Source organism: Streptomyces sp. NPDC002884, from assembly GCF_040295245.1.
In the GTDB taxonomy this organism is placed as follows: Bacteria; Actinomycetota; Actinomycetes; order Streptomycetales; family Streptomycetaceae; genus Streptomyces.
This window is the reverse complement of the sequence record NZ_JBEOVB010000061.1, coordinates 1-24045: the sequence shown is the minus strand read 5'-3', so window position 1 is coordinate 24045 and position 24045 is coordinate 1. Positions and strand designations below refer to the sequence as shown.

Sequence of the window (24045 nt, the reverse complement as noted above, 5' to 3'; positions counted from 1 at the left end):
GTTGTTCCGGGTTCGGGTCCGGGGCGTCCGTCGGTGGAGGTCCCTCCGCTGTCTCCGACCTTCATGAATCCGCGCGAAGCCCCTCAGCCTCCAACGGCAGTTGTTCCGGGTTCGGGTCCGGGGCGTCCGTCGGTGGAGGTCCCTCCGCTGTCTCCGACCTTCATGAATCCGCGCGAAGCCCCTCAGCCTCCAACCCCTGACTTTGCGCGGACGCCTGGTGACGGATTTGAGGTCGACGCCTTTCAGCGCACGTGGAGTGAGCAGGTTTTGAAGGCGTTTCGTGGGATCGCGACTGTTGCCGGGATGAGGGCTCCTGGCACCTCTTCGGTGCAGCAGAACCAGCCGTCAAACGAGGTTTCCGCGACAAGGCGAGCGGTTCTTAGGAAGCCTGTGGCTTCACGCCCAGGTCGAGGGTGATCACTTCTGTCTTACTGCGCATCCCCCCGAGGCTGCTGTGTCGTGTCAAGCCGCTTGAGCGAGTTCTTCGATGTTGTCGAGTCGGTTCCGGTCGGCGGGCTCATGGATCTTGAAGATGTGGCGGCAGACCACCCGCTTGAGGCATCGCTGGGCGTCGCGGAAAATCTTCCCTTCGGCGATCTTGCGTGCGACGTAGGTCTTCATGGAGGGATCGAGTCGCATCCGGATCAGGGTGATCGTGTGCATGGCCCGGTTGAGCTGCCGGTCGCCGCTGCGGTTGAGGCGGTGTCGCTTGGTCAGCCCGGACGAGGCAGGGATCGGCGAGACACCGGTGGAGGAGGCGAAGGCGGCTTCCGAGCGAAATCGTCCCTGGTGAGACCAGCTGACCAAGATCTGGGCGGCCGTGATCGGTCCGACTCCGAGCAAGCCGAGAAGCTCGGGGTCCTGCTGTCGCACCAGGGCGAGGATCTCGTTCTCGAGTTCCTTGGCCTCGGCCTGCAGGACTTGGATGCGCTGGGCATGGCCCGGGCCGTCATCCGGTGCTCAAGGTCCTGGGCCGGGCGGTCGCGGAACTGAGCACAGTAGGCGATCTGGGCGGGGCGTTTGAGCTTCCGCAGCTCGGCCCGGAGCTCGTCCGGGGCGGAGACGATCAGGGCCGCGAGCTGGTTGATGGCGGCGGTGGAAGCGAGGACTGCGCCGTGACGGGAGGCAAGCAGCACCCGCCCCTGCCCCATGAACTGGTGTAGGAGTAGGTGCCGATGCGCCCCTCCGGCCGACCTGGCGCGAACGGGCCAGGCCGAGGACATCTGCCAGTCGCTAAAGAGAGGGGATCGCCACCCTCATGGCCTCGTCAATCGCGTTCAGAGCGCGGACGTAACCGAGCACGAGGTCTCGCACAGCTCCTATCCGTTCCATACGGCGTCATCCCCCCTGAGCCCGTGGCTGAAGAGATTGTTCCATGAGGCAGCCAGCCTCTCCGCAGGACGGCATTCTGAAACGATCAGTAAGCCGCCTACCTGGAGAACGACGACAGCTTCGTGCTTGAACTCGTTGCGATCAACCCACCACAACAAAAATGAGATCAACCAATCCACAAGTCTCGACGATTACTCGAGCGTTGGTCTGAAACCAGCGCATCAATTCTGATCAAAGGTGAATTCAAGGGGAAATGCGATCTCTGAAGTCGGATTTAGCTTGCGTTGTCATCCGCTTTCGCTCCGATTTTACTGAGCAACTTGCCCGCTTCGGAGTCCAGTCGGGGTCCCGCGAGCCATCGGCCATCGCTTGGGCCGATCGAAGTATTGCTGACCAGTTCCAACACACCGTCGCTCCGCGGTATGAACCAGCCCCCGCCAGAAGCGCCGCTGTTCATTGTGCACCCAATTCTGTATAGTGTGGGTTCCTTCGTGGTGAGAGACAGCCTGCCGGGCCGGTCCTGGCACGAGAAGAGCAGACTACCGTCGAAGGGCGTCTCTGCTGGGTAGCCCCATACCTTGAGAGTGGGTATGCCGGGGATGGCTGGCGCGTCGAGGTCTACCGGGATCGCAAAGCCAATCACCTGCTCAAGGGATGCAGACGGGTCTCCCGAGCGGCGGACGTGTAGCACAGCGAAGTCGAAAGCTGCACCTGCCCCGCCGACCGTTTTGCCCTCACGAGCCCAACCGGTCGAGACGCCTGCCCGATCGGCCCACCAAACACCCAGGGGGGAGATCTGTTGTGCCTCCGTGACGGTGCCGCTCACCCCGGAGAGTGCTTCGTTGTTGTACGACGGAACGAACACGATGTTTCGGTGCCAGATTCCTGTTTCTCCGCTGTGTACACAGTGTCCCGCGGTCCATACTAGGCTTGAGCTACCCGGGTTTTCCGGGTCGGTGACGGCGGTGCCGGAGCAGACGCGGGAACCTTCAGGAGTGTCGAAGAATACTTTTCCCAATACGGCTGCGTTCTCGACGTAGGGGGCTTTTTCCGGTTGGGCGGGAACGGCCGCAGGTTCGGGGTCGGAGACACGCGAATCAATCTTGGTCCTGTCAGTCATTTCCATGTCGTAAGGGGTGGCCCCTGACATGTCCGACGAAGACCAGGTTTCGGGTTCGTTGAACTTTTCGACGACATTTGAAACTGCATTCGGCGGCTGCTGGCACGCAGTTGCTGTGAGCAGTAGGGCGGCCACTGCGTACAGCAGGGTTTTGAACGAAGTGAACGTCCTTTTTTTCTGCTGATGCATCTTCGCCATTTCTTTGTCGCCGCTCTTTCCTTTGTTCGGTAGATGTCGACTACAGGTAGATCTCGCCAGTGCGCGGCCGCCTCTGCCGGGCTCGGTGCATCCCGGCAGAGGCGGCCTAGTGTGAGGAGGGAACTGGCGAGAGAACGAGGTCTACCGGGTGCCGGAAGCGAACTCGCCGATGAAGACCGAGCGGGTCTTGTTGTCAAAGCCCTGCGCGGCAAGGTTCGAGGAGGTGCCCTGCTCGAGCAGCAGCGACTTGCCCGTGCAGTTCGGACCGTCCCACAGCTTGATCGGCTTGCCCACCGACCGGCTGTCATCCGGGCTGATCGCAGAGATGGCGCCGCCCAGGGAGACGTTCTTGCACCCGCGCCCGGAGACGGTGCCAGCCGCGCTCTCGGTGTCACTCGGGTCGTCAACGAACTTGTAGCGACCGTCTTCGGAGCGTTCGATCAACTTGGAGGGCGTCGTCCCGCTTCCGCTGGTGTTGCCTTCGGCGGTGCCGCCGCCGTTTCCTGAATCCTCGATCTCGGGCTCGGGCGCATCTCCACCGCCCTGGCCGGCCCGCTGGCCGTCAGGCGTCACGCCAAACCACGTACCGCCTACACCCTGGCCATTGGTGTCGCCCGGTGCCACGTCCTTGCTGAACAGGTACAGGGGAGCCTTGCCGAGTGTCAGCTGAAAGCCATTGCCGCGGCGGATGAAGCCAATATCCTTCTTATTGATGCCGTCGATGAACACCTTGCCGCCCGCCTTTACCATGTAGGGGGGCCAGGTCTTCTCGCAGGCGTCGAAGCAGTTCGACTTATCCGGTTCGTCTTTGTCGAATCGGTAAAGAACGAAAGAGGCTGCATTGGTTACCACGGGGTCCAGATCTCCCGCAGCGGCGGCCGAGAGTTGAACCCAATTGCGGATGACCGGGCTGGACTGACTGGCCTGCTTTGCGGGAGCCGCGTTTGCGGCGAAATCGCCCGTCGTCATATCGGCCTTGTTCTGTTCGGCTGTGCCGTCCTTAAAGTTGACCTCATTCGCCACGGCCGAACTATCCGACCCGCTGGCGTCCTCGTTTTCGCTGCCGCCGCAAGCGGACAGGAGAAGGGTACCCGCCATTGCGGTCGCGGCGACAGTGGCAAAGCGATTTCGATACATGGGAGAACCCCCGTAGAAGGTGGCACTGCCGTTCTAGTGGTTCCAGATCGGCTGACACCCCCAACACGGTTCCCGCCGTACGAGCAGTTCTAAAACCAAGCGTGCTTTACCCAACCGTTACTATGACTGCATCGGGTGACTTCTCGAACACGTGAGAACATGTGGTGCCCCACTGTTCCGTGCTCCACTCATGAGAGACGAGGGTGAAACATGGAGCAATGGGGCCGTGTGCTGACAGGAGTCGAGAAGTGGCACTGATCAGAGGCGAACGCCGTGACTGGCCAGGTAAGCCACAGGGTCGATGTCCGAGCCGAAGATCGGCTCCGTTCGCACCTCGAAGTGGAGATGAGGGCCGGTCACATTGCCGGTAGCCCCAGAGGCGCCGATCTGCTGACCAGCCGCTACGGTTGCCCCCTGCTCCACACGACCCTGCGAGAGATGGGCGTACAGAGTGAACTCGTGCTCGTCGTGCCGGATCAGTACGTAGTGACCGTAGCTGGCGTCGGTGGCCGACATCAGCACGAGCCCGGCTCGCACAGCCACCACCGGAGTGCCGACCGGTACCGCAAGATCGACACCGGTGTGATGCCCTGTGGACCAGTTTCCTGCTTGGCCATAGGTGGCCGAGGTGACATACCCGCGGACCGGAGCGGTCGTCGAGCCGGCCGCGCGGCCTGACTCTGCCCCCGGGCTCTCGTCCCGGTCCTGCTGCTCGGAAGGCGAAGCTGCGGGGGCCGCTGCATCTGGCTGTTCCGCCTCCGGCGCCGCCACCGCCCCGTCGTCCTCGTCGCTGCCAGGATCGACGTCCTCGTCATCTGTCAATTCTGGAGCCCGGATCACCCCGCCGTCCGGCTGCTCGCCGGCGTCTGGCGGTGGCATCACGCTCGCGGTGGGAAACGGTGGGAAGGTGGTGATGGTTGACGACGGGGGCAGGTCACCGGCGACTGTCCGGCTCCCCCCTGACAGGGCAAACCCAGCTACCGAACCGACAATAAGAATTGATATAGTAACAAATGCCACCAGAACCTTCTTATCGCGGCCGAGGCGGGGCAGAAGGGATAAATTTGATGAGTCCGGTGGGCGGGACGAGAAGGTCAGGGCGCTTGGAGTGCGTCTGACGCGGGGGAGGCGGAAGCGTGAGCGTCGTGTCTCGCCGAAGTTTGCGCCGGCAAGGAATTCGTGATCCGGATCATAGTCCTGCTGATCATTGTGCTGATTCCGGTCAGAATCGGGTTCTATCGGTTTCCTGAAGTATTCCACGGGAGTCTCTGGGAGCCGGGGTCAGTGGACGTGAGGCGGTATGGCCCTGTTGCTTGACTGAGGATAAAACGAAAGCTTCTCGTTGACCTCGATGTTGAGCCTTTTCAGACTCAGTGTTGGTAGATCCGCTCGCGGGGAAATATTGCTGACCGCACCCCAGTCGCGCTTTACGACATGATCAACAATGCTGGGATCGCTTAGACTCTTGGTCACGCTAAACCCGCCTCTCAACTCACTGAGCTCCTTCAGAGTGGCCACCGATCGGGTGACGTCGCGTCGGCGGCTCGGCCCAGCAAAGACAGCGACTGCCCTGCTTGGCTTCGTTAACACGCTCGGGACCTTCACTCGCTGGAGGGGCGGCTGAGGAAGCTTACCGATTACGGCCCGATTCGCTGGCCCCGCCTCACTGCTACGCGATTCAAGGGCGACCTCCTCGATGAAACTCACGGAGCGCATGGTACTCAACTGGCCGCGAACCCCGGCTCCATAGACCGCCGGGCCAAGATAGGTCATCAACCATGTTGCCGCGTAGTCTGCTTTCTGAATGTGAGTCATTTTCTTACCTTCAAAGGTGTCGAATTCTTCACCGAAGTGGCTTCGGAGCAACATGCGAAGGGCCTGATCCTGCCAATGTTCGTACTCGATCAGCGGTTCAGAAAATTCCCCCGAGGGCGGCGGCGAAAGCTGGGGGAGTCATGCGGGACAGCACTGCCAAGCGCCGCTCGGCTGCTGCGTAGCGCTCACCGTCCTCAGGCACACCGACCAGCTTCCACAACGAGAGCAGTCGCTTGCCGAGTGGAACAGCAGCGAACGGTGATGCCAGCAACTCCCAGCAGATCGCGGCACGTTTGACGTCATCGTGGACACGGCTGTCGCCTTGTCGATGCCGTACCTCAGCCACGTGGAGCGCGAGCGCTGCTGCTGTCGCGTGATCACCCAGTAGGTGAGCCACATACGCTTCCAGGGCGCGGGCTTCCAGGGTGTAATAGTGCTCCTGCCCGAAGCGGCGTGCTGCCTGCCGCTCCAGCGCGGACGCCTGGACCTTAGCCAGCGTCAGTTCCCCACTGGTGACGGTCTCGCAGACCAGTGTTACTCCTGCAGCCAGTTCCTCTGGAATGGGAAGGGATCCGGGGGACGAGGCCGACGCCTGCGGCTCGTCGGCAAGCCGAGACAGGGGAGCCAAAGGAGCCCGCTCCGGCGGCTGCAGCCGACTCGGCCCGGGCTCAGGACGCCCCGCAAGATCCGCCATAGCCTCGGGACTTGCGTCATCCAGCTTCGACGCCTTGATGACAGTCAGCACGGCAGTCTCCTGGTCCTGGCGTGTACTCCCTCCTGCCGTTTCCTCCGCCTGCGCACTCCGCTCAATCTCCGCACCTGGTACTCGATCCGCTTGAATCAGCGGCGACAGAGTCGGAGGCACTGCGGGGGGTGAGGGTGGTAGGAGCGGCGGGGCTTCAGCGGGAGTCAATGAAACCGGGTCCGCCAGCAGCTCACTCGAGCCGTCTTCCCGTACTCGGATGCTTAGGATGGTACGTCGCTGCTGGTCCAGGACCGACGCCTCCACCGGCGCGGACACGGTCAGCGCCTGCTGATGCAGATAGTCGAGCACGGCGGTCTGCGCGGTGTCGATCGAGGCGGCCGACGCGACTACTCTATCGTCGACCTTCACGATACCGTCAGCAGCGATCACGACCGAGTACCGGGCGCCCTCGGAGCTCCCCTCCTGCGCAACCTGGGTTTCGGCTCCTAGCGTCGCGACGGCCTCGGTGGTAGGCGCAGGCTTTGTGCCACGCTGATCCAGTCCGAACATGGCTCTCACTGTCCTTCGGTGGTTTGGGCGGGCGGCAACGCAGGTACCGCGCCCTCGTAGATCGCGAACTTCGCCCGGACCGCGATGACGTACTGCTGAGAGTCGTTGGTCCTGGGAACGCGGCCCGCCTCGCGTACGGCATCCAAGCCGGCGTCGTAGGCGGCCAAGGTCAGGCTCACCATGTCGTTCAGCGGTTCAGCGCTCGCCAACGGCCGTACCTGATCCGCCAGCTCACACATGAAGCGGCCTTGAGCAAGGACGGAGTCGGCGGCATCCAATGCGGAGGTTTGACCGTTGCTGTCATCGTCCTTACCCAAGCGGGTGAACACCTCGGGCGGCAGCTGGGACACACCTTGCTCGCCCTGGGGGCCGGTCACAGTGTTCTGGAAGCCGGACTCCTGATCAATCTGGGCGGCTATGACGACCGGACCTATGCCGGGGCAGAGCCCGCCTGCTTCAGTGATGGGATCGGCCAGCCCCTCCGGCACCGACTTCGGGTCGAGCTCCCCGCTGCCGTCGCCCTGGATGATACTGGCGATCTGGCCGGGGTCGGGTAGCTCACCGGCCCCGCTGCTCCCACCACTGGCCCCGCCTCCGCCGGTGAAGAAGAGGATCAGGGAAATCAGCGGCGCGAAGAGCACGCCGAAGCCACCGATCACGAATACAGATGAGATCGCGACAGTCATGGCGACCGGGGCCAGCAGGCATCCCAGACCGCCCGCGGCCGCAGCGGCCTTCACCCCAGTCCCCATGCCTTCGGGGCCCCCTTCCCCCCCGGACTCAACCGAGTTCCCGCTCACCGCTCCCACCTCTCCCGACATCCGTCCCTGCGCGATGAGGCGCGCTTCCCGCGGGCCGGGACGGGGCGCGGATCCGTTCGTGCTCAGCAACGTCCGATGGCACCCGCGCAGTTCAAGTTCGATCAATCGGATTCGGGAGTGAACTGTCATCTGGCTTGGGACGTAGGTCGCTTTGATGGGGAGCACACGGAGGCTGGCGACCCTCTCTGGGCGCCTCTGGCGACCCGTGCGTGTGGGGCGACGGGATCCGGAACCGCGCTGACTACATGCGGGAGCGCCATCCGTTAACGCATGCCCTCGGGCTCCCCCAACCGCCGTCACTGATCGGGTGCTCGGTGCGCCCGAACGCCCGAACGCCCGTGCGGAAGTGAGGAGTGGGACAGGATGAGCGGATCAGAGGTACAGCCCCCGTCGGACTTGTGGATTCGCGGCCCGGTGTCAGCACGACAGCCCACCACGGCACGGCCGTTCGAGCGTCCCCCGCAGGATCCGCCCAACCTTGCTGAGCAGACCGCCCCCCAGCCGCTCGGATGGCCCGCCCCGGATGCAGCTGCCCGCGCACCGGGCCCCGCGCCTCAGGAGCCGCCTGCCGTAGTGCAGGAGGCTCCGGTCACCACCGTGTTGTCCGTGCCTGCCGCCATCGTTCAGGCTCCGCCCACGGCGCCCCGGCAGCGGTCGTCCTCATCCCCCGCCGGCATCAGCTGGGTCGGCGCCCACGGTGGAGCCGGGGCGAGCACATTCGCAGCGGCGCTCGGCGGTGTCGACGTCGGCCACGCTTGGCCGGACATCAGCCAGGACGAACCTGGCGACATGCTGCTTCTGGCCCGAACACACCTAGCAGGTCTCCAGGCTGCCTCCCAGGCCCTGGATTCCCTGCGCACCGGCCGGCATCCCGCCGGCCTTCAGCTCCTGGCGCTCGTCCTGGTGGCCGATGCACCCGGCCGGCTCCCACCCGAACTATGGCGCCGGGTACGCGTACTGCGCGCCGCTGTACGCACTTTCAACATCCCGTGGATTGCTCAGTGGAGGGTGGGCAGGCCAGCGCCTAAGGCGCCTCGGGCCGTCGTTGACCTCGCAGCGCTCATCCCGCCGAATTCCCGGAATACAGACCGCATCGGGGATTCCGTCCGACCCGATTCCCTGTCCCGATCAGAACCTCCCAATACCTCTGCCTCACACGCACCGAAGGACGGATCGTGATCCCCGACCCTGCCGCTCCCACGGCCCTCGCCGCCACTTTTGACCCCGGCGCCGACGCCGATTTCCTGCTCGGCATTCTCGCCTGGTGCGCCTCAGCAGCTGGCGTCGCTGGCATCCTCATCACGGGCATCCTCATGGCTCTCCAGCTCCATCGCGGCGAACCTGGTGAAGGCGCTGCGCTCGCGCGAGGCCTTGTCTTTGTGCTTGGTGGATGCGTGCTTGCAACGACTGCCGGGCCGATCGTGCAGTTCCTCGGCCCATTGGGCCTGTGACCAGGAACAATCCGGCTCCCTGCGGCTGACAACGCTCCTCGGGGTTCTGTTCCCACTTCTTTCTTACTGCTCTTCAGGAGAAATATCATGCTTGGATTTCTTGCCGCCGCCGTACCCGACCCGCAGCGACAGGCGCCTGCGGCCCTCACCGAGAAAATCGATCTTGTCCTCGGTATCGCCGCCTGGGCCGGTACCGCGGCTGGCGTGGCCGGAGTGCTGGTGACCGGCGCGATGATGGCCATCTCCGTGAAGCGCGGCGAAAGCTCGGAACACATGAGCAGGCTCGGCATGGTGCTTGGCGGCTGTGTCTTGGTCGCCACCGCCGGCCCCCTCGTCCAGTTCGTTTTCAACTGAGACGGAGGACAACGCTTATGTCCACCTCAGCCGACCCCGGCGGGCCTCTGCCCGCCCCGTCGCAGGACAAGGGCGAGGACCCGTTCATCCCCTTCTGGAGGCAACGAGGGTGGCTACTTGCTGCTGGCTTTCTCGCAGCAGCCCTCGTCCTGTCACTCGTGACTCTCGCCACCCGCACCAACACTCCGCCGCTCCTTCAAACAGCCTCCGCACCAGGGCCGTTGACCGGTTCCCTCTCAGACACCAAGCGACCCGCCGCCTGTTCCACCGACGACGACAGCGCCGCCACTCCGGAAGCACCCCCCACCGATCTGCGTTGGCAGACCCTTGGCGGCACAAGCGTCCCGGTCTCCGCTACCGCCGGACCCACCCAGAAGACCGGACCAATACGGTGGTGCTTCGCCCATACCCCGATGGGTGCGGTACTGGCGGCCCATGTCATCCCCGCCCAGATGACATCGCCCGACTGGCGTGCGGTCACCCGTGACCAGGTCGTCGCAGGTTTTGGACGCGACCTGTTCGTTTCCCAGCGCGGCTCGTTCTCCGACACCCGCCTTAAGAACCGCAGGAACGGCACCTACACCGGGTTCCTGCTGGCTAAGTACAGCCCGAAGGCTGCCACAGTCGATGTACTGATCAAAAGCCCGGAAGGCCCCTATTACACCACCTCCGTCCAGATGGCATGGAGTGGCGGAGATTGGAAAATCCAACCCGCCAACGACGGGGGACTGCACACCGAAGTGGCAGCGGTGAACAACACCGACGGCTTCGTGCTCTGGAAGGTGTGAAATGGCCTGCGAAACAGGAAGCGGACCTGGAGATTTCGTCAAAGGCTTCTTCGATTTCCTCGGAGACCCCATCGGCACCATTCTGGACACCATCGCCAACAGTGTGCTCGCAAGCGCCATCGCAGTTTTCGGCGACCTCACCACCGGAATCCCCACCCTGGTCTCCGACGGAACCTCCAACCAGGTAAACCAGCAGACCCAATGGATCGTTGTCTACACCGCCGTCGGCTCGCTCATCTTTGCGGCCGGACGCATGGCGCTGGAGCGACGTGGTGAAGCGGGCGCCGTCGCGCTCAGAGGTCTCGTGCGAGTCATCCTTGTGGCCGGCGGCGCTACCGCCGTGGTAACCGCGTTGGCCAGCCTCTCCGACAGATACGCCGACCACCTTTTCGCCAAGGGTGCCCAAGAGCAGCTCACCGCGGTCGGATGCAGCGGCGCTGACGGCATCCCCCCAGTACTGCTGTTGATTCTCGCATTCCTGCTGCTCATCGCCGCGATCGTGCAGACGGTACTGCTCTACATCAGGCTCGGCGTCATGATAATTCTGCTCGGCACCTTGCCTGTGGCCGCCGCCGCGTCCATGACCAACTGGGGCGGTGGCTGGTGGCGTAAGCACATCGGCTGGATGGTTGCCTGGCTGCTCTACAAGCCCGCTGCCGGACTTGTCATCTTCGCTGGGTCCGCCATGCTCTCCAACAATGGCGACAGCGGCATCCACGAGAAGATCGCCGGCATCGGGGTCCTGATGCTCTCGGCACTGGCATTGCCAGCGTTGCTCAAGCTAGTCGTTCCAGCTACGGCCGCGCTCGGCAGCGGCGCACCGGGCAGCACGGGTGCGGCGGTCGGCGCACTGGCTTCAGGCGCCAAGTCCATCGGCAGCGGGACTTCCTCTGGCGGACCCAGCGGAATGCCCGGCGCTGCGGGACCCTCCGGCGCGGCTGCCGGTACTCTCGGCGCGGCTGCCGGTCCCGTCGGTGCCGCCGCATCAGCCGCAGTGAGTGCGGGCCAGTTCGTCGGGCGGGTAGCCGCCGGCGCGGTTGAAGGCGCTGACGGTGAACGGGGACAAAACCGGTGACACGGCTTGAGTGAGCGAGCGCGCGGCCCACAGCACACCACCTGAACACCGAAACACGTCAGCGTCCCGAGCATGTCGCCCCCACTTCAGCAGATCCCTCCGCGCTCGCACCTGCACTCAACTCTTCTCTTTCAGGAACCCTCATGTCGACGGATACGAATGCCCATCCCACATACGGGAACTGGCGTCGCCCCCGACGCCCCGGACTCGGCCCCCTCGGGCTGATCGGCACGTTCGCGGTCTTCGGTGGGCTGGTGCTCACCCTTGTTGTCTCTCTGGTCTCCCTCATTGCAGCCCTGTTCGTACTGTTCCCCCTTGCCATGTTCGTCGTGCCGCTGATGATCCGCACCCAGGACGGCCGCAACGCGTACCAACTGCTCGCACTGCGCGTCGGGTGGCTTCGCCGCCGCTCCAAAGGCGCTCATCTCTACATCAGCGGCCCGCTGTCGACCCGACCCGGTGGACGCTTCGGCCCGCCGGGCCTGCTCAGCCGACTCACCATGAGTGAGGGACGCGACGCCTACGACCGCTCCTTCGGTGTCCTGCACCATCCTGGCCGCAATACCTACACCATCGTGCTGAGCTGCGAACCCGACGGCGGCTCTCTCGTAGACCCTGACCAAACCGACGTATGGGTTGCCGCCTGGGGGCATTGGCTTGCTCGGCTTTCCCAAGAACCCCAACTGCGCGGAGCTTGCGTGGTTGTAGAGACCGCTCCGGACTCCGGCACCCGACTCGCCAACGAAGTCCTGCCCAGAATCAAGGAAGACGCCCCTGCCGCTGCCCAAGCTGTGATGCGCGAAGTGGTCGAGCGATACCCTGCCGCCTCCTCTGAAATGAACACCTACATAGCACTCACCTACGGAGTACTCCCCGGCCAGAAGCGTCAAAAAGCAGAGATCGTCACTGAACTGGCAATGCGAATCCCCGGACTCCTCAGCGGCCTGGTCGAGGCCGGCGCTGGCTCCGCTGCACCGATGTCTGCTGAACGCATCTCCGAAATGGTGCGTGTCGCCTACGATCCCGACATCGCCGGCGACGTCCTCAACGCCCGCGCCCGCCACGGTGGCACCGGACTGGTCTGGGAGGACACCGGACCTGCCGCGGCCGTCGAGACCGTCGGCTCCTACCAGCACGACTCCGGCGTCTCACGCACCTGGATGCTCACCCTGGCCCCACGTGGCACCGTCCGCTCCAGCGTGCTCCGCGGGCTCCTCGAGGCCGCCCCCAACACACGTCGCAAGCGGGTCGCCCTGGTATACCGCCCCATCGACCCCGCGACCTCTGCCCGCATCGTAGAAGCCGACCGCCGCGCTGCTCAGTTCATGGCCACCTCGGGCAAAGGCATGGTGCAAGCCCGCGCTGCCTCTGAAATACGCGCCGCAGAACAGACGGCAGCAGAGGAGGCCGCCGGCGCCGGGCTTGTGGAATTCTCCCTGATGGTCACCGTCACCGTCGACACCGCGGAACAACTCGCCGACGCAACCGTCACCGTGCGCAATCTCCAAGCCGCCGCACGGCTCTCGCTGCGCCCGGCCGACCGCATGCAGGCCGCAGCCTTCACCTGCACTCTCCCCCTTGGCGTACTGCCCTGGGAGCACACCCTCGTACCACAGGCTCTCCAGGAGGCACTGTGACACGCAACGGCCACCAGTCCTCAAGCCGCAATCGATCCGCACCACTTCAGAGCGCACGAACGCCGCTCCCCGGAGCCCGCGGCTGGCCCGGGCTTGGCGGCGGCGAGATCGGTCACCTTGACCCGCCCACCATGTGGCGTGCCACGACGGTACAGGCGTGCGGACTCTGGCCCTTTGCCGCCGGCTCGGGCTCGCCCATGACGGGCGTGCCGCTCGGCCAGCACATGACGACCGGCGCTACCGTATGCGGCGACCCCATTTCCTGGTTCACCCGCGCCCGCTACATCTCCAACCCCTCCCTGTTCATGCTCGGAATGCCCGGCCTCGGGAAATCCACCCTCATCAACCGGATGCTAATCGGCCTCGCCGCCACGGGAGTGGTCCCCCTCGTTCTCGGCGACCTCAAACCCGACTATGCCGATACCGTGCGTGCGCTCGGCGGGCAGGTCATCTCCATCGGACGTGGCGTTGGCGGCATCAACATCCTCGACCCCGGAGCCATGGGTGCCGCCGCCGCTCGCCTCGGCGGCACCGCAGGACAGAGCCTGGCCGCCGAGGCACACGGCCGTGTGCTCAATATGGTTGCAGCCCTCATCTCCGTTGTCCGCAGCCGCCCCATGGACGACCACGAACAGTCCGTCCTCGCCGCAGCTCTACAGCATCTGCGTGAACGCACCCCGGCCGGCCGCGCGCCCCTGTTGCCCGACCTGCTCAGGGTGCTTCACGACGGACCCGACCGAGTCCGCTCCGTCACCTTGGACCGCGGCGACGACGCCCGATACCGCGACGCGGTCGACCCCTTGCACCGCTCACTGCTCGGCATCCTCGACGGCCCCCTGGGCGACACCTTCTCCTCGCACACCTCCACCCGGATCAATCCTGCCGCCCCCGCCGTGTGCATCGACATTTCACGCATCGGCGAATCCGACACTCAGCTCACCGCCGCAGCCATGCTCGCCGCATGGTCCGACGGCCTGGGCACAGTCGCCGCAGCGCACGCTCTCGCCGATGCTGGACTCGCCCCCCGCCGCTGGTACTTCACCGTTCTTGACGAACTCTGGCGCCCCCTGCGCGCAGCTTCCGGCATCGTCGATCGCATCGACGCCCTCACCCGCCTCAACCGCTCCCTTGGTCTTGGCGATGCCAAAATCACCCACACCCTGAAGGACGCCGAGGCTCTCGGCAGCGAATCTGACCGGGCCAAGGCACGCGGCTTCGTCGAACGCGCCGGCATGGTTGTCTGCGCAGGGCTGCCGCGCACCGAGATGGAAGAGCTTGGCCGTGTTGTCGGCCTGTCCGAGCGCGAGATCGACCTTGTCTCCTCGTGGTCCTCGCCACCCGGCTGGGCTGTCACCGGCGGCCACGAGGAACCGCCTGGGCGCGGCCGGTTCCTCATCAAGGTCGGCGGCCGCCCCGGCATCCCCATCAAGGTCGCCATCACTCAGACCGAGCGCGACCTGCACGACACCAACAGCCGCTGGGCTGCGGGGGCGCCGCAGCCCTTCACCAAGTCAGGGCACACTGCGTGACGGCCCGCCCCCGCCCCACCGGCAACGAAATCGCCCCATGGGCTATCGTGGCCGTGGCCGCCACCGCCCTGCTCCTCTCCGGCACCGTCTGGATCGGCGCCACGGCCGCCACCGCCCTCACTGGCGCTGGCTGGAACCCTCCGCCGTTCGCCCTGTCAACCTTCACCGAACTTGCCGCTCACGGAGCAGGGAAGACCTGGCCAGACGCCTCGCCACTGGCGGTCTACAGCGGCATCACAGTCGCCCTTGCCGCCGTTCTCACAGCCATTGTCGTCCTCTTCAACGTCGTACAGGGGCGTACGCGACCTTCCTCCGGACTTGCTGGCGTTCGCGAACTTGCGGCACTGGCTCCGCAGGGCATCGCCGCTCGAGCCCGTGAACTGCGCCCCTCACTCAAGGGCATCAAAGAGCTTGACGCTGACGACACCGGCAACCTCCTCGGCAACCTCGAACCCAACGGGCCTGAACTGCGCTCCTCCTTCGAGGACGTTGAACTCGACCTTATGGCCCCCCGGGCGGGCAAATCGACCGGTATCGCTATTCCTCGCGTCCTGCGCGCTCGCGGCGCCGTCCTGCTCACTTCGAACAAGTCCGATGTCTACGCCGTCACGCGTGCCGCTCGTACCGAGGTCGGCCGCGTGTGGACCTTCGATCCACAGGCAATCGCGCATGCTCCCCGCGAGATGTGGTGGGACATGCTGGCCGACTGCGCCACCATCGAGGGCGCCCGCCGTCTCGCCGGTCACTTTGTGGCCTCGGTCAACGACGACTCCTCTAAGAAGGACTTCTGGATCTCCGCTGCTCAGAACACTCTCACTGCCCTGTTCCATGCAGCCGCTGGCGGGAAGCGGCACGTCACCGATCTCCTCGCCTGGCTGGCTGACCCGGCCGACCGCACCCCAATCGACCTGCTGCGCGACATGGGCATGCACGCTTTCGCCGAGCAGCTCCAGGGCACGGTCCGAGGCGCGGTTGAAACTCGCGACGGTATCTATGAAACCGCCCGTCAATGCGTGTCCTGTCTCCTGGATCCCGAGATTGTCGCTTGGGTCACCCCTCAGCCTGGCCTTCCGGAGTTCCGACCGCACGAGCACGTCTTGACCCGTGACACCCTCTACCTTCTGTCAAAGGACGGTGGCGGCTCCGCAGCGGGAGTGGTTGCCGGACTCGCCGACGGCACTATGCGTGCCGGGGTGATGGCGGCCGAACGCATGGGTGGACGTCTCGACCCGCCCATGACAGCCGTCCTCGACGAAGCCGCCAACGTATGCCGCATTTCTGATCTCCCAGATCTCTACAGCCACTTGGGATCCCGGGGCATCAACGTCGTTACCCTGCTGCAGAGTTACCGGCAGGGCAGCCGGGTGTGGGGCGAGGCGGGTATGGATGCGCTGTGGAGCGCCGCCACCATTAAACTCCTCGGGGCGGGACTCGACGACGCCGATTTCGTCGATAAGGTCTCGAAGCTTGTGGGTCAGCAGGACGTGAGCACGGTCAGTGTTTCCCGCAGCAAGGACGGCACTTCGCGCTCAACCTCATACCGGCTCGACCCGATACTTCCGCCCGACCGTATCCGTGCTTTGCCCAAAGGCACTGCTCTTCTCCTGGCCACAGGGATCAAGCCTGCCATGATCCGCCTTCGTCCCTGGTTCAAGGAGCCAGGCGCGGCGCTCATCTCCGCCGCCGCCAAGGCTGAGGCTGACGCCATCACCCGACGCGCCGCACAGAAGTGGACGGGACATGGAATCGAACACTGACGCGGTCGCAGGCGAGGAAGCCGTGCCGGCTCCCGAGACAGATACGGGGGGATGGGTGCGGGCGGCGCCACCCGGAGAGATCGCGAGGAAGGGGGAGGTGGCAGCGCACGAGATGGCCGCTGTGCGGGAAGACGACGGAACCGCAGCACTGGCTGATGGGGACAACGTCTCTGCGCCCACGCCGGAGGGTGACGTCACTGACGCACGTACCGAGGGCGTGCAGGCCCCGCCTCCCCCCGCCCCACAGACTCCCGCACCTTCTCTTGGCCCGCATTTCATCCTCTACAAGTCGGATGAAGAGTTCAGCGATGCACTCGACAACTTGACGTTCTGGGTGCATGGGCTGCTGCTGCCGGTCTATGGCCGAGAGCTCTCATCCACCGCTCCCTGGTGCCCGCGCTGGTACGAACACTTGGAAGCCGTCGCACAGCTTTACGGCCTGTGGATGGCCTGGCAGGAGCTAACCGGGGAAAGCGCGCCGTTGACCGGACCCGCAATGTGGCACCGGGACTTCTTGACCCCGGTGATGGGCGCGCTGCGTGACCCGACGTCCATCTTCGCAGGTTGCAAACCGGGCCAGCACCGCCCAAAGTCTGCGCCTCCGATCGAGGAGCCCGACGCCCTGGCACCAACGACGTAGACCTCGCCCCGCCGACAACGTCCGTCCTGGACCTCAAGGAAAGGTGCTGATGGGCCCCGACGGAGTAGTGCCGCACGCACGGGTACCCCGGCTCCCTCAGATTGACGCGCTACGGGGATTTGCGCTACTCGGCATCGTCTTGGTGAACGCCCTGAGCCTGTCGGGGGCATACAGCCTGGCGGAAGGACCGGGAACAGCGCCGTGGGACAGGGGAGCGGCGTGGCTGTTGACCGCACTGTTCACGACGAAGTTCTATCTACTCTTCGGATTTTTGTTCGGGTACAGCTTCATGTTCCAGGAGGCTGCCGCGAAACGTGACGGAACTCCCTTCGCTTGGCTCCATGCGCGCAGACTGCTCGGCCTGTTTCTGCTCGGTTTGGCGCACGCAGCATTGCTCTATCCCGGCGACATTCTGATGACCTACGCCTTCCTCGGACTGATCCTGTTCACAGCCCGGAGGCTGAGCCCCCGGGCTGCGCTATGGACGGCGGCGGCACTGTTGGTGTTCCTCACCGCCGTCCTTCTGATCGCCGGCATCCTGGCACTCGAGACGGATAACGCCGGGCATGTCCTCACAGAGACGGCGGAGGCGCAACGCACCGCACAGTACCGAGGCGATTCCCTCATGGTGATCAGGGCCAACCTGGCTTCGTACCGGCAAGCACTCATCGGCGCGCTGCTCTACAGCCCGCATATTCTTGCGGCTATGCTGACCGGCTTTGCTGCGGGTCGGCAGGGGTGGCTGAATCGTGTGGACGCCTCGGCCAATGCCCCCGTACGTCGGCGTGTGCTCACGGCTGGGTTTGTGGTAGGTCTGCCGGGTGGGGTGCTGACGGCAATGTGCACGAACGGGCCGTTCGACGGAAAGTACTACTACCTCGGCCAGGCCGTCGACGTCCTCACCGCCCCCGTTCTGGCAGCAGCCTACGCGACATTACTGCTGGCGTTGCTGCGCGGCGGGTACTGCGTAAGGTTCGCCCGCGCCCTGACGCTAGCCGGCCGGATGTCGCTGACGCATTACCTGCTCCAGTCCGCTGTCCTGGCACTTCTGTTCACCGGCCACGGCCTCGCTCGCTACGGCACCGTGGGGCCAGCTGCGCTGTCCTGCGGCTGCGTGGCCCTCTGGGCAGCTCAACTTGGCTTCACCGCTCGCTACCTGGCCGACGTTCGCTATGGGCCGGCGGAAGCGGTACTGCGTCGTGTCACCGAGGGGCGGGCGGCATACCGGGAGCGATCAATCGGAGTACACGTGCGTGAGTGACTTCTGCAGGGCCAACAAGCCGTAGTGAAGACGCGACTTGAGGGTTCCCTTCGGAACACCCAGGACGAGAGCGGCCTCTTCCAGAGTGCGACCGCGGTAGTACACCTCGAACAGAGCCTGCCGGTGAGCAGGAGACAAGGTAGCCAGGCCTTCGCGAACCACCATCGCCGTCAACGTCCGTTCCTCTGGGCTGCATTCGGCCAGGTCATACTCATGCCATGTCTCACTCCCTACCTCCTGCGGGTGTGTCTTCGCACTGCGGTAGTTGTCGATGACAAGATTCCGCGCGACCGTGAACAGCCAGGGACGCAGTACGCGGTCCCCGATGCTCCCGTAGGTGCGCCAGCACCGCAGTAAGGTCTCCTGCACGATGTCCTCGGCTTGGATTGGATCGCCCCGCAGCAGGCGGCTGACATACGAGTGCAGGGCGAGGACCTGGGATCGGTGGTCGGCACGGTCCTCCTCGGTGGTCGCCTGAGTCATGCCGTCGGACCCCATGAATGTCCAACTCATGTTCGCTCCTAGGATGTGTCGGCCCGGCGACGTTTCGATGGACGACGGTGAACCTCGCACCACCGCGCCTGGACGTCACGTGACGCAACCCCGCAGGTACAGGGCGCGTCTGAGGAACGGCGGAGCGAGACCGCCGATCCGGGAATGGCGGACGAGAAGGGTGGAAAGGGCCGGACGGCCGGCCAGTTGCGGCACGAGCACGCGGGGCGCTCTCCGAGATATGCGGCGATGCCTGATTTGCGTCGCCTTTCGGCGACGCGGATGGTGTCGCTTGGCGAGCTTCGGCGGTTGCGTCACGCCGCGCACAAGCGGTGAACGTGAGGTACACCGTCAGATGGCCTGCATACCTTTAGGACGGAAGCTAGAGGTTGAGACGCTGCTCAGCGGGTGAGCCGAGCCGCCTGCTGACGCACTGCGGGAAGGTCCAAGTAGACGTTGCTGCCCGGACACTCTGTGGATGTCCAGTCCCGGTGGCCGCCCAGGGCCCGTCCGTTGGTGGACTTGCCGGTTGTGATGCTGCGGTAGGTGATGTCACCTAGCGGATCTAGTCGGTGCAGGACCGCGAGGGAGGCGGTCAGCCGGACCAGGGAATCGTGCATCCGAGCCGAGGGCTTTTCCTTACTAAAGTCCCCGAGCAGCGCGATTCCGATGTTTCCAGGGTTGAAACCGAAGGTATGGAACGCGGTCACGACCTCGTCACGCTCGTTGTGCGCAGGCACTCCGTCCATCCCGCTGTAGCGCCCCTCATAGATGCGTCCTTGGTAGTCGATCAGGAAGTTGTAGCCGATGTCGCCCCAGTCGTTGGACACTGCGTGCTGCTCATAGATGGCGCGCACGGTGGCGGCGGGGTCAGGATCGTCCAGAAGCGTGGCTGTGTGGTGCACCGTGATGTTCTGTGCGCGGGAGAAGCGGGTGGGCGAGGATTCCTGGCCGTCAGCAGTGAACCGTTTTGTCTCGTCGGCGCCCCAGTCCACCCGGTAGATCAAGTCCGTTGGCGGGAAGGCTGTCGCCGGGTCCACGGGGATACCTGTTGACTTGGGCGGAGTGCCCGATGGCGCGCTGCGCTGCTCCTGGCCGAGGCTGCTGGAGTCGATGGCGACCGCCTCGGTCACCTTGACACCCGGGTCAACGTCGAGCTGATAGCCGTAACTCCTGTGGGCTGGCACGAGTGCCCGGTTCAGCGGGGCGGCTGCCTTCGTGTGCACGATATTGCCGTCTTTGCCGCACGGACACCCGGCGGTTACGTCCTGCCAGACACCGGGCTTGCCACTGTGATCGATCAGCCGTAGCCGCACTCCGCGCGGAGGGCCGGTCCAAGTGAGGCTAACGGCGGTCAGCGGGAACGAAGTCCGTTTCACCGTGCGCCCCGGCGAAGGCACCCGCGACGCCAGGACCTTCGGCAGCGTGCCGCCGCCCGGCGGCCCCGCTGCGGTCCGCGTGCTCGTTTCGCATGCGCCGAGCAGCGGTAGTCCGGCAGAAGCAACTCCGAGCACCGCGAGGAAGCGCCGGCGGGACGCTGGTACCCCACGCTCCACGTACGGTCGGCGTGGGAAGTTTCCGTTGTTCACCATGCGCTCCGTCAAGATCGGCTGCTTGTACCGACACCTACGGAGCGGTGCGGAACCTGAGTTCACTCTTCTTCCGCGGGGAGACTTGTGACCGAACCCAAACCCATGGCGACCTGGCGTTCCGAGGACTGCACCAACGGCCCGTATTGGTCAGGGTGGTTTTTATCAGCCAAGTCGCGACTTTCCAGTCTGCTCGGTCCAGAATCGAACCGCCAGGGTCCCGATACCCGTAGTAGCGGGTGGATGCCAGGTTCGCCGAAGCACACCATTGGCCGGACCCCCCGTAGCGGACGGTGGCGCGCTCAACGGCATCCAGCCCCGCTCCTGCTCTCCCTGGAGCGAAGAGGGAAAGCCGTGGCCCGCATCCGATCCGACGGTTGGAGCGGGCCACGGCATCATCAGGGAATAGCCCTGGCAACCGCTGAAGCTAAGACAGTCTTAGCTGCTCTAGCGAGCTTGTCGTCAGTTTTCAGAGCCCATCACCTGACCGGACGTAGGTCAGTGATCTACATCACGGGAACACATTGAACCCCTGAGGAGCGCAGCTCGATGTGTCTAGCAAAGCTACGGGGACACATGGGAGACAGTGAATGGCGATCCTGCGGCCGCGTGCCACAAAGGCCACAAGTCACGAAGCAGTCATCAGGGCTCTCTACGCGGAGCACGGCAAAGCCCTGTTGGCCTACGCGACACGTCTGACGGGGGACCGCCTGATTGCGGAAGACGTGGTGCAAGAGACGCTTATCCGTGCTTGGCGCCATCCTGAGGTGGTCTCCAACCCCCAGGGCTCACTTAGGGGTTGGCTCATCACAGTGACGCGGAACCTCGTGGCGGATCGCTATCGTGCCAAGGCTGCCCGGCCGACGGAGGTGGGGGAGAGCGAGGCTACGGTGCCAGTCCAGCAGGACCATGCAGAGAATGTCGTCGACTCCATCGTGCTCATGGAAGCACTCGCCCAGCTGACGCCCGATCACAGGGACGTTCTCATGGAGGTCTACTATCACGGGCGCACTGCCGCCGCTGCGGCCGTACGGCTCGGTATCCCGGAAGGTACCGTCAAGTCACGGGCTCATCACGCTTTGAAGGCCCTCCGTAAGGTATATGTGGTAAAGCCCGGTAGCGACGTTCAGCTTCGAAAGGTGGCCGTGTGACCACGCAGGAGCACTCCCATGGCGGACTCCTCGGTGCCCATGCACTGGGCCTTCTCGATACCCATGAGCGGTCCAAGCTTGAGCAACAGATCGAGGGGTGCGAGGTATGCCAAGTGGAATTGGCTGATCTGAGGGCGCTTGAAGCCGAACTCGGGGAGGTGCCGCTCGAGTTCTTCTTGGAGGGACCACCAGACGGCGGCGAACTGTTGCTTCAGCGTACGCTGCGGCAAGTCCGGGAGGAGGCCGCGGTCAGCCAGCGGCGCCGAACCCTCTTGACTGTTCTCGTCGCCGCAGCCCTGGCTGGTGTGTTGCTCGGTGGCGGCTTTGTTGTAGGCAAGGCCCAGACGGCCCCCGATGTACTCGCTTCTCGGTCCGCTTCCGCATCCGGGGAAGGAGTAGTGACGGCATCAGCGACGGACGCGGTTACGAAGGCCACGATGGCGGTCACTTTGACACCCGCCGCTGGATGGGTCCGGGTCAGCGCAGCAGTCACCGGTCTTCAGCCCGGCGAAAAGTGTCGGCTGATCGTGGTGTCCCGGTCCGGCGAGCGGGAGATCGCCGGCAGTTGGGTAGTAGCTGAGCTGAAACCGGGAAGCCATGAGCAAGGACCGCAACTCGTGGGTTTCGCGGCTGTCCCCGTGGAGCAGGTGCGCTCCGTGAAGGTAGAAAACGATCAAGGGAGAGAATATGTGGAGGTGGCAGCCTGATACCAAAATACAAGGCGCCGTCCCGCCGGCTCTGGTGGGTGAACTTCAGAGTCCGCCCTCTGGTTAAGGGGCGGCCATAGCCATGTCTCTCTGCGGTGCAGCTCAGCGATCCGCCGCGTCGGACGTGAGGCCATGTCGCGCGGCAATCTGGTCGAGGACTTGGGCAGCAGTCTGCGTTGAAAGGCGAAGTAGAAACTGCTCCTCGGCCTGCCGCACCACGTCGGCGACGAGAACAACGCCTTCACCCCGTCGCACCGCACGCGACACCGCAGCCTCGGCGGCGGCCCGAGCTCGCTGCACGTCATGGGCCGAAGCCTCAGCTGCGAGTTGGCGCTCTTGGGAAGCAGCCACGCGTCGGCGGAGCAGCAGATCGATGAGTTGGGTCCATTCCATGCGGTACATATGAGAACTAACGGCTCCAGCGCCGATTTGGATCACTACACTGGATACAGGCTTCATGCAGCCAGGCTGCTATCGCCACCAAGCCTTGACCTGAGGGCATTAAGCGCGTAATGATGGCGTGATTTTACCGTGCCAACCGGTATGCTCAGCAGTTCGGCTACCTCTCGCACGCTGTGTTCAAACACATAAATATGCAGAACCACCTCTCGGTGTTCACGGGTGAGGTTGTTTAGCAGAGCGAGGGTGTGCATGGTAGTGGCTATGGATTCCGCGTGATCTGGCAGAGTTGTCTCCCCGTCACTCGGTCCAGGCATGTTGCTGGCTCCGAACACCTCGTTGCGCACTGCCGAGCTGCGTGACCGGTCGATGATCAGATTACGGGTCACAGTCAGCAGCCATCCACGGATTGAGCCAGCCTTGGAGTAGAGTCGCTCGGCGTGCGGCCAGGCACGAATGAACGCTTCTTGTGCGATGTCCTCGGCAAGATGCTGGTCGCGTAGGATCTTCGTAGCGTAGGCGACTACGGCCCGAGAGTGCTCGGTAATGAGGTTTTCCAGCAAGTCGGAGCCGGGAGCCGGATTTTCGATAGCATTGTCAAGCGTATTCATCGTGACCGGTTTTCTGGTGCAGAATATCGGCGAACCGAAACCCAACTCATCGCATGATGAGTTGCGGTGCATCCTCACGGCATCAGCCGTGAGGCGTCCACAAGGTTCGGCAGGAGCCATCTCCCGCTCAAGACAACCATCCGGGGCGTATACGTTGCGTTGATGACTTGTCTATGGCGCCGAAGGCCAACGCTCAGGAAGCTACTGCCCAGTCTCGTCACCTCTACCTACCCCTCGTATACAGGTGATACCGGTGAGCTTGAGCGACCTGAACAAGCGACCCCACGCAGCCGTAGACCTCAGCATCATGAGGCAGTCTGAACCGCTCCGGGTCTGATGGAGTGGTATGCCCCGGTTCTGATGAAGTCAGGTTGCTGGACAATTGACGATCCAGCAATCTTCGGAGGCCGTGATGCCCTGCAGCTATCCGCCCGAGTTCCGCTGCAAGGTTCTCGATCTCATCGCATCCGGAAGGAAGGCCGCCGTGGTCGCCCGGCTCCTCGGTATCAGCGACCAGACGATTTATGTCTGGCGACGCCAGCACCTCATCGACACGGGGCAGTTGCCCGGCACAAACAGCACTGACCAGTCCGAACTTGCTGCGGCCCGCAAACGTATCTGAGGTTCCCCCGTCATGCGGGAGGTGCTGATCAGCTGGTCAGCAGGGGTTGATGGGTGTTCAGATTCGTTGGTTCGGCCGTCGCCTGCTCGGCGTAGTGCTTCTCCTCGAACTCGATCGGGCTGAGGAAGCCGAGCCGTTCCTGGATGCGCCGGGAGTTATGGAAGCCGTCGATGTATTCGAAGAGCGCGAGGTTGGCCTCGGCCCTCGTGGTGAAGGTGCGGCCGCGGATGCATTCGGTTTGATGAGCATCCAGAGGTTCTCCGCGAGAGCGTTGTCGTACGAGTCCCCGACGGACCCCATGGAT

The 24045-nt window shown here is 64.3% G+C and carries 25 protein-coding genes; 13 read left to right on the top strand and 12 right to left on the bottom strand.

Annotation, left to right across the window (positions count from 1 at the left end):
* Positions 1-462: 462 nt before the first annotated feature.
* The 7 genes from ABT070_RS44455 to ABT070_RS44425 all read right to left on the bottom strand — a co-directional run bounded on the left by ABT070_RS44455 (position 463) and on the right by ABT070_RS44425 (position 7609).
* Positions 463-873, bottom strand: a complete 411-nt coding sequence (locus ABT070_RS44455; RefSeq protein ID WP_351768868.1) for a transposase — start codon at positions 871-873, stop codon at positions 463-465.
* Between the two features lie 733 nt (positions 874-1606).
* Positions 1607-2650 (bottom strand): trypsin-like serine peptidase, encoded by a 1044-nt coding sequence (locus ABT070_RS44450; protein WP_351768866.1) that lies wholly within the window; start codon positions 2648-2650, stop codon positions 1607-1609.
* A gap of 141 nt (positions 2651-2791) precedes the next feature.
* Positions 2792-3673: a hypothetical protein gene (locus ABT070_RS44445; RefSeq protein WP_351768865.1), complete on the bottom strand. Its 882-nt coding sequence runs from the start codon at positions 3671-3673 to the stop codon at positions 2792-2794.
* Positions 3674-4045: 372 nt separating this feature from the next.
* Positions 4046-5047, bottom strand: a complete 1002-nt coding sequence (locus ABT070_RS44440; protein ID WP_351768863.1) for a M23 family metallopeptidase — start codon at positions 5045-5047, stop codon at positions 4046-4048.
* A gap of 21 nt (positions 5048-5068) precedes the next feature.
* Positions 5069-5494: a hypothetical protein gene (locus ABT070_RS44435; protein ID WP_351768861.1), complete on the bottom strand. Its 426-nt coding sequence runs from the start codon at positions 5492-5494 to the stop codon at positions 5069-5071.
* Positions 5495-5699: 205 nt separating this feature from the next.
* Positions 5700-6857 carry a hypothetical protein gene (locus ABT070_RS44430; RefSeq protein ID WP_351768860.1) on the bottom strand — a complete coding sequence of 386 codons (1158 nt, stop codon included), beginning with the start codon at positions 6855-6857 and terminating at the stop codon, positions 5700-5702.
* A 5-nt stretch (positions 6858-6862) separates the two neighbouring features.
* Positions 6863-7609 carry a transglycosylase SLT domain-containing protein gene (locus ABT070_RS44425; RefSeq protein WP_351768858.1) on the bottom strand — a complete coding sequence of 249 codons (747 nt, stop codon included), beginning with the start codon at positions 7607-7609 and terminating at the stop codon, positions 6863-6865.
* 432 nt (positions 7610-8041) lie between these two features.
* Between ABT070_RS44425 and ABT070_RS44420 the strand changes: the two genes are divergently transcribed.
* From ABT070_RS44420 to ABT070_RS44375, 10 genes are all read left to right on the top strand, one after another.
* Complete coding sequence (locus ABT070_RS44420) at positions 8042-8857, top strand: DUF6668 family protein (protein WP_351768856.1); 816 nt, start codon at positions 8042-8044, stop codon at positions 8855-8857.
* Positions 8854-9129, top strand: coding sequence for a hypothetical protein (locus ABT070_RS44415; protein ID WP_351768854.1), 276 nt, complete (start codon positions 8854-8856; stop codon positions 9127-9129). Before ABT070_RS44420 ends, ABT070_RS44415 begins: the two co-directional genes overlap by 4 nt.
* Before the next feature lie 87 nt (positions 9130-9216).
* On the top strand, positions 9217-9483 hold the full coding sequence (locus tag ABT070_RS44410; protein ID WP_351768852.1) for a hypothetical protein: 267 nt from the start codon (positions 9217-9219) through the stop codon (positions 9481-9483).
* A gap of 17 nt (positions 9484-9500) precedes the next feature.
* A complete protein-coding gene (locus ABT070_RS46375; RefSeq protein ID WP_502990203.1) occupies positions 9501-10271 on the top strand; it encodes a DUF8175 domain-containg protein in 771 nt (256 codons plus the stop codon).
* Position 10272: 1 nt separating this feature from the next.
* The gene (locus ABT070_RS44400; protein ID WP_351768848.1) at positions 10273-11346 is read left to right on the top strand and encodes a hypothetical protein; all 1074 of its coding nucleotides are present in this window, start codon (positions 10273-10275) and stop codon (positions 11344-11346) included.
* Positions 11347-11489: 143 nt separating this feature from the next.
* Positions 11490-12983 carry an SCO6880 family protein gene (locus tag ABT070_RS44395; protein ID WP_351768846.1) on the top strand — a complete coding sequence of 498 codons (1494 nt, stop codon included), beginning with the start codon at positions 11490-11492 and terminating at the stop codon, positions 12981-12983.
* 107 nt (positions 12984-13090) lie between these two features.
* Positions 13091-14512: a putative type IV secretion/conjugal transfer ATPase gene (locus ABT070_RS44390; protein ID WP_351768870.1), complete on the top strand. Its 1422-nt coding sequence runs from the start codon at positions 13091-13093 to the stop codon at positions 14510-14512.
* Positions 14513-14559: 47 nt separating this feature from the next.
* Entirely contained in the window at positions 14560-16269 is a 1710-nt protein-coding gene (locus ABT070_RS44385; protein ID WP_451102974.1) for a type IV secretory system conjugative DNA transfer family protein, read from the top strand.
* Between the two features lie 97 nt (positions 16270-16366).
* A complete protein-coding gene (locus ABT070_RS44380; protein WP_351768843.1) occupies positions 16367-16909 on the top strand; it encodes a DUF4913 domain-containing protein in 543 nt (180 codons plus the stop codon).
* Between the two features lie 226 nt (positions 16910-17135).
* Positions 17136-18170, top strand: coding sequence for a DUF418 domain-containing protein (locus tag ABT070_RS44375; RefSeq protein WP_351768841.1), 1035 nt, complete (start codon positions 17136-17138; stop codon positions 18168-18170).
* Here ABT070_RS44375 and ABT070_RS44370 read toward each other — a convergent pair.
* Together ABT070_RS44370 and ABT070_RS44365 are read right to left on the bottom strand one after the other, a co-directional pair.
* Positions 18144-18683, bottom strand: a complete 540-nt coding sequence (locus ABT070_RS44370) for a sigma-70 family RNA polymerase sigma factor (RefSeq protein ID WP_351768839.1) — start codon at positions 18681-18683, stop codon at positions 18144-18146. The genes ABT070_RS44375 and ABT070_RS44370 overlap by 27 nt on opposite strands.
* Before the next feature lie 380 nt (positions 18684-19063).
* Positions 19064-20254: a peptidoglycan recognition protein family protein gene (locus ABT070_RS44365; RefSeq protein ID WP_351768837.1), complete on the bottom strand. Its 1191-nt coding sequence runs from the start codon at positions 20252-20254 to the stop codon at positions 19064-19066.
* 587 nt (positions 20255-20841) lie between these two features.
* On the opposite strand from ABT070_RS44365, the gene ABT070_RS44360 reads away from it, so the two are divergent.
* Together ABT070_RS44360 and ABT070_RS44355 are read left to right on the top strand one after the other, a co-directional pair.
* Complete coding sequence (locus tag ABT070_RS44360; RefSeq protein ID WP_351768835.1) at positions 20842-21402, top strand: sigma-70 family RNA polymerase sigma factor; 561 nt, start codon at positions 20842-20844, stop codon at positions 21400-21402.
* Positions 21399-22109: an anti-sigma factor gene (locus ABT070_RS44355; protein ID WP_351768834.1), complete on the top strand. Its 711-nt coding sequence runs from the start codon at positions 21399-21401 to the stop codon at positions 22107-22109. The genes ABT070_RS44360 and ABT070_RS44355 overlap by 4 nt, the downstream gene beginning before the upstream one ends.
* 102 nt (positions 22110-22211) lie before the next feature.
* Here ABT070_RS44355 and ABT070_RS44350 read toward each other — a convergent pair whose 3' ends face one another.
* Positions 22212-22568: a hypothetical protein gene (locus ABT070_RS44350; protein WP_351768832.1), complete on the bottom strand. Its 357-nt coding sequence runs from the start codon at positions 22566-22568 to the stop codon at positions 22212-22214.
* On the bottom strand, positions 22565-23191 hold the full coding sequence (locus tag ABT070_RS44345; protein ID WP_351768830.1) for a sigma-70 family RNA polymerase sigma factor: 627 nt from the start codon (positions 23189-23191) through the stop codon (positions 22565-22567). The genes ABT070_RS44350 and ABT070_RS44345 overlap by 4 nt, the downstream gene beginning before the upstream one ends.
* 310 nt (positions 23192-23501) lie before the next feature.
* Between ABT070_RS44345 and ABT070_RS44340 the strand changes: the two genes are divergently transcribed.
* A complete protein-coding gene (locus ABT070_RS44340; protein ID WP_351768828.1) occupies positions 23502-23741 on the top strand; it encodes a transposase in 240 nt (79 codons plus the stop codon).
* Between the two features lie 28 nt (positions 23742-23769).
* On the opposite strand, the gene ABT070_RS44335 is transcribed toward ABT070_RS44340, so the two are convergent.
* On the bottom strand, positions 23770-24045 hold a 276-nt coding region (locus ABT070_RS44335; RefSeq protein WP_351768826.1), incomplete at its 5' end, for an IS3 family transposase.

Bases quoted from the DNA above. Each gene is read 5' to 3' on its own strand.
- ABT070_RS44450 (WP_351768866.1), bottom strand. From the start codon at position 2,650: ATGGCGAAGATGCATCAGCAGAAAAAAAGGACGTTCACTTCGTTCAAA.
- ABT070_RS44430 (WP_351768860.1), bottom strand. From the start codon at position 6,857: ATGTTCGGACTGGATCAGCGTGGCACAAAGCCTGCGCCTACCACCGAG.
- ABT070_RS44425 (WP_351768858.1), bottom strand. From the start codon at position 7,609: ATGGGGACTGGGGTGAAGGCCGCTGCGGCCGCGGGCGGTCTGGGATGC.
- ABT070_RS44420 (WP_351768856.1), top strand. From the start codon at position 8,042: ATGAGCGGATCAGAGGTACAGCCCCCGTCGGACTTGTGGATTCGCGGC.
- ABT070_RS44410 (WP_351768852.1), top strand. From the start codon at position 9,217: ATGCTTGGATTTCTTGCCGCCGCCGTACCCGACCCGCAGCGACAGGCG.
- ABT070_RS46375 (WP_502990203.1), top strand. From the start codon at position 9,501: ATGTCCACCTCAGCCGACCCCGGCGGGCCTCTGCCCGCCCCGTCGCAG.
- ABT070_RS44400 (WP_351768848.1), top strand. From the start codon at position 10,273: ATGGCCTGCGAAACAGGAAGCGGACCTGGAGATTTCGTCAAAGGCTTC.
- ABT070_RS44395 (WP_351768846.1), top strand. From the start codon at position 11,490: ATGTCGACGGATACGAATGCCCATCCCACATACGGGAACTGGCGTCGC.
- ABT070_RS44370 (WP_351768839.1), bottom strand. From the start codon at position 18,683: ATGAGTTGGACATTCATGGGGTCCGACGGCATGACTCAGGCGACCACC.
- ABT070_RS44365 (WP_351768837.1), bottom strand. From the start codon at position 20,254: ATGGTGAACAACGGAAACTTCCCACGCCGACCGTACGTGGAGCGTGGG.
- ABT070_RS44360 (WP_351768835.1), top strand. From the start codon at position 20,842: ATGGCGATCCTGCGGCCGCGTGCCACAAAGGCCACAAGTCACGAAGCA.
- ABT070_RS44350 (WP_351768832.1), bottom strand. From the start codon at position 22,568: ATGAAGCCTGTATCCAGTGTAGTGATCCAAATCGGCGCTGGAGCCGTT.
- ABT070_RS44345 (WP_351768830.1), bottom strand. From the start codon at position 23,191: ATGCACCGCAACTCATCATGCGATGAGTTGGGTTTCGGTTCGCCGATA.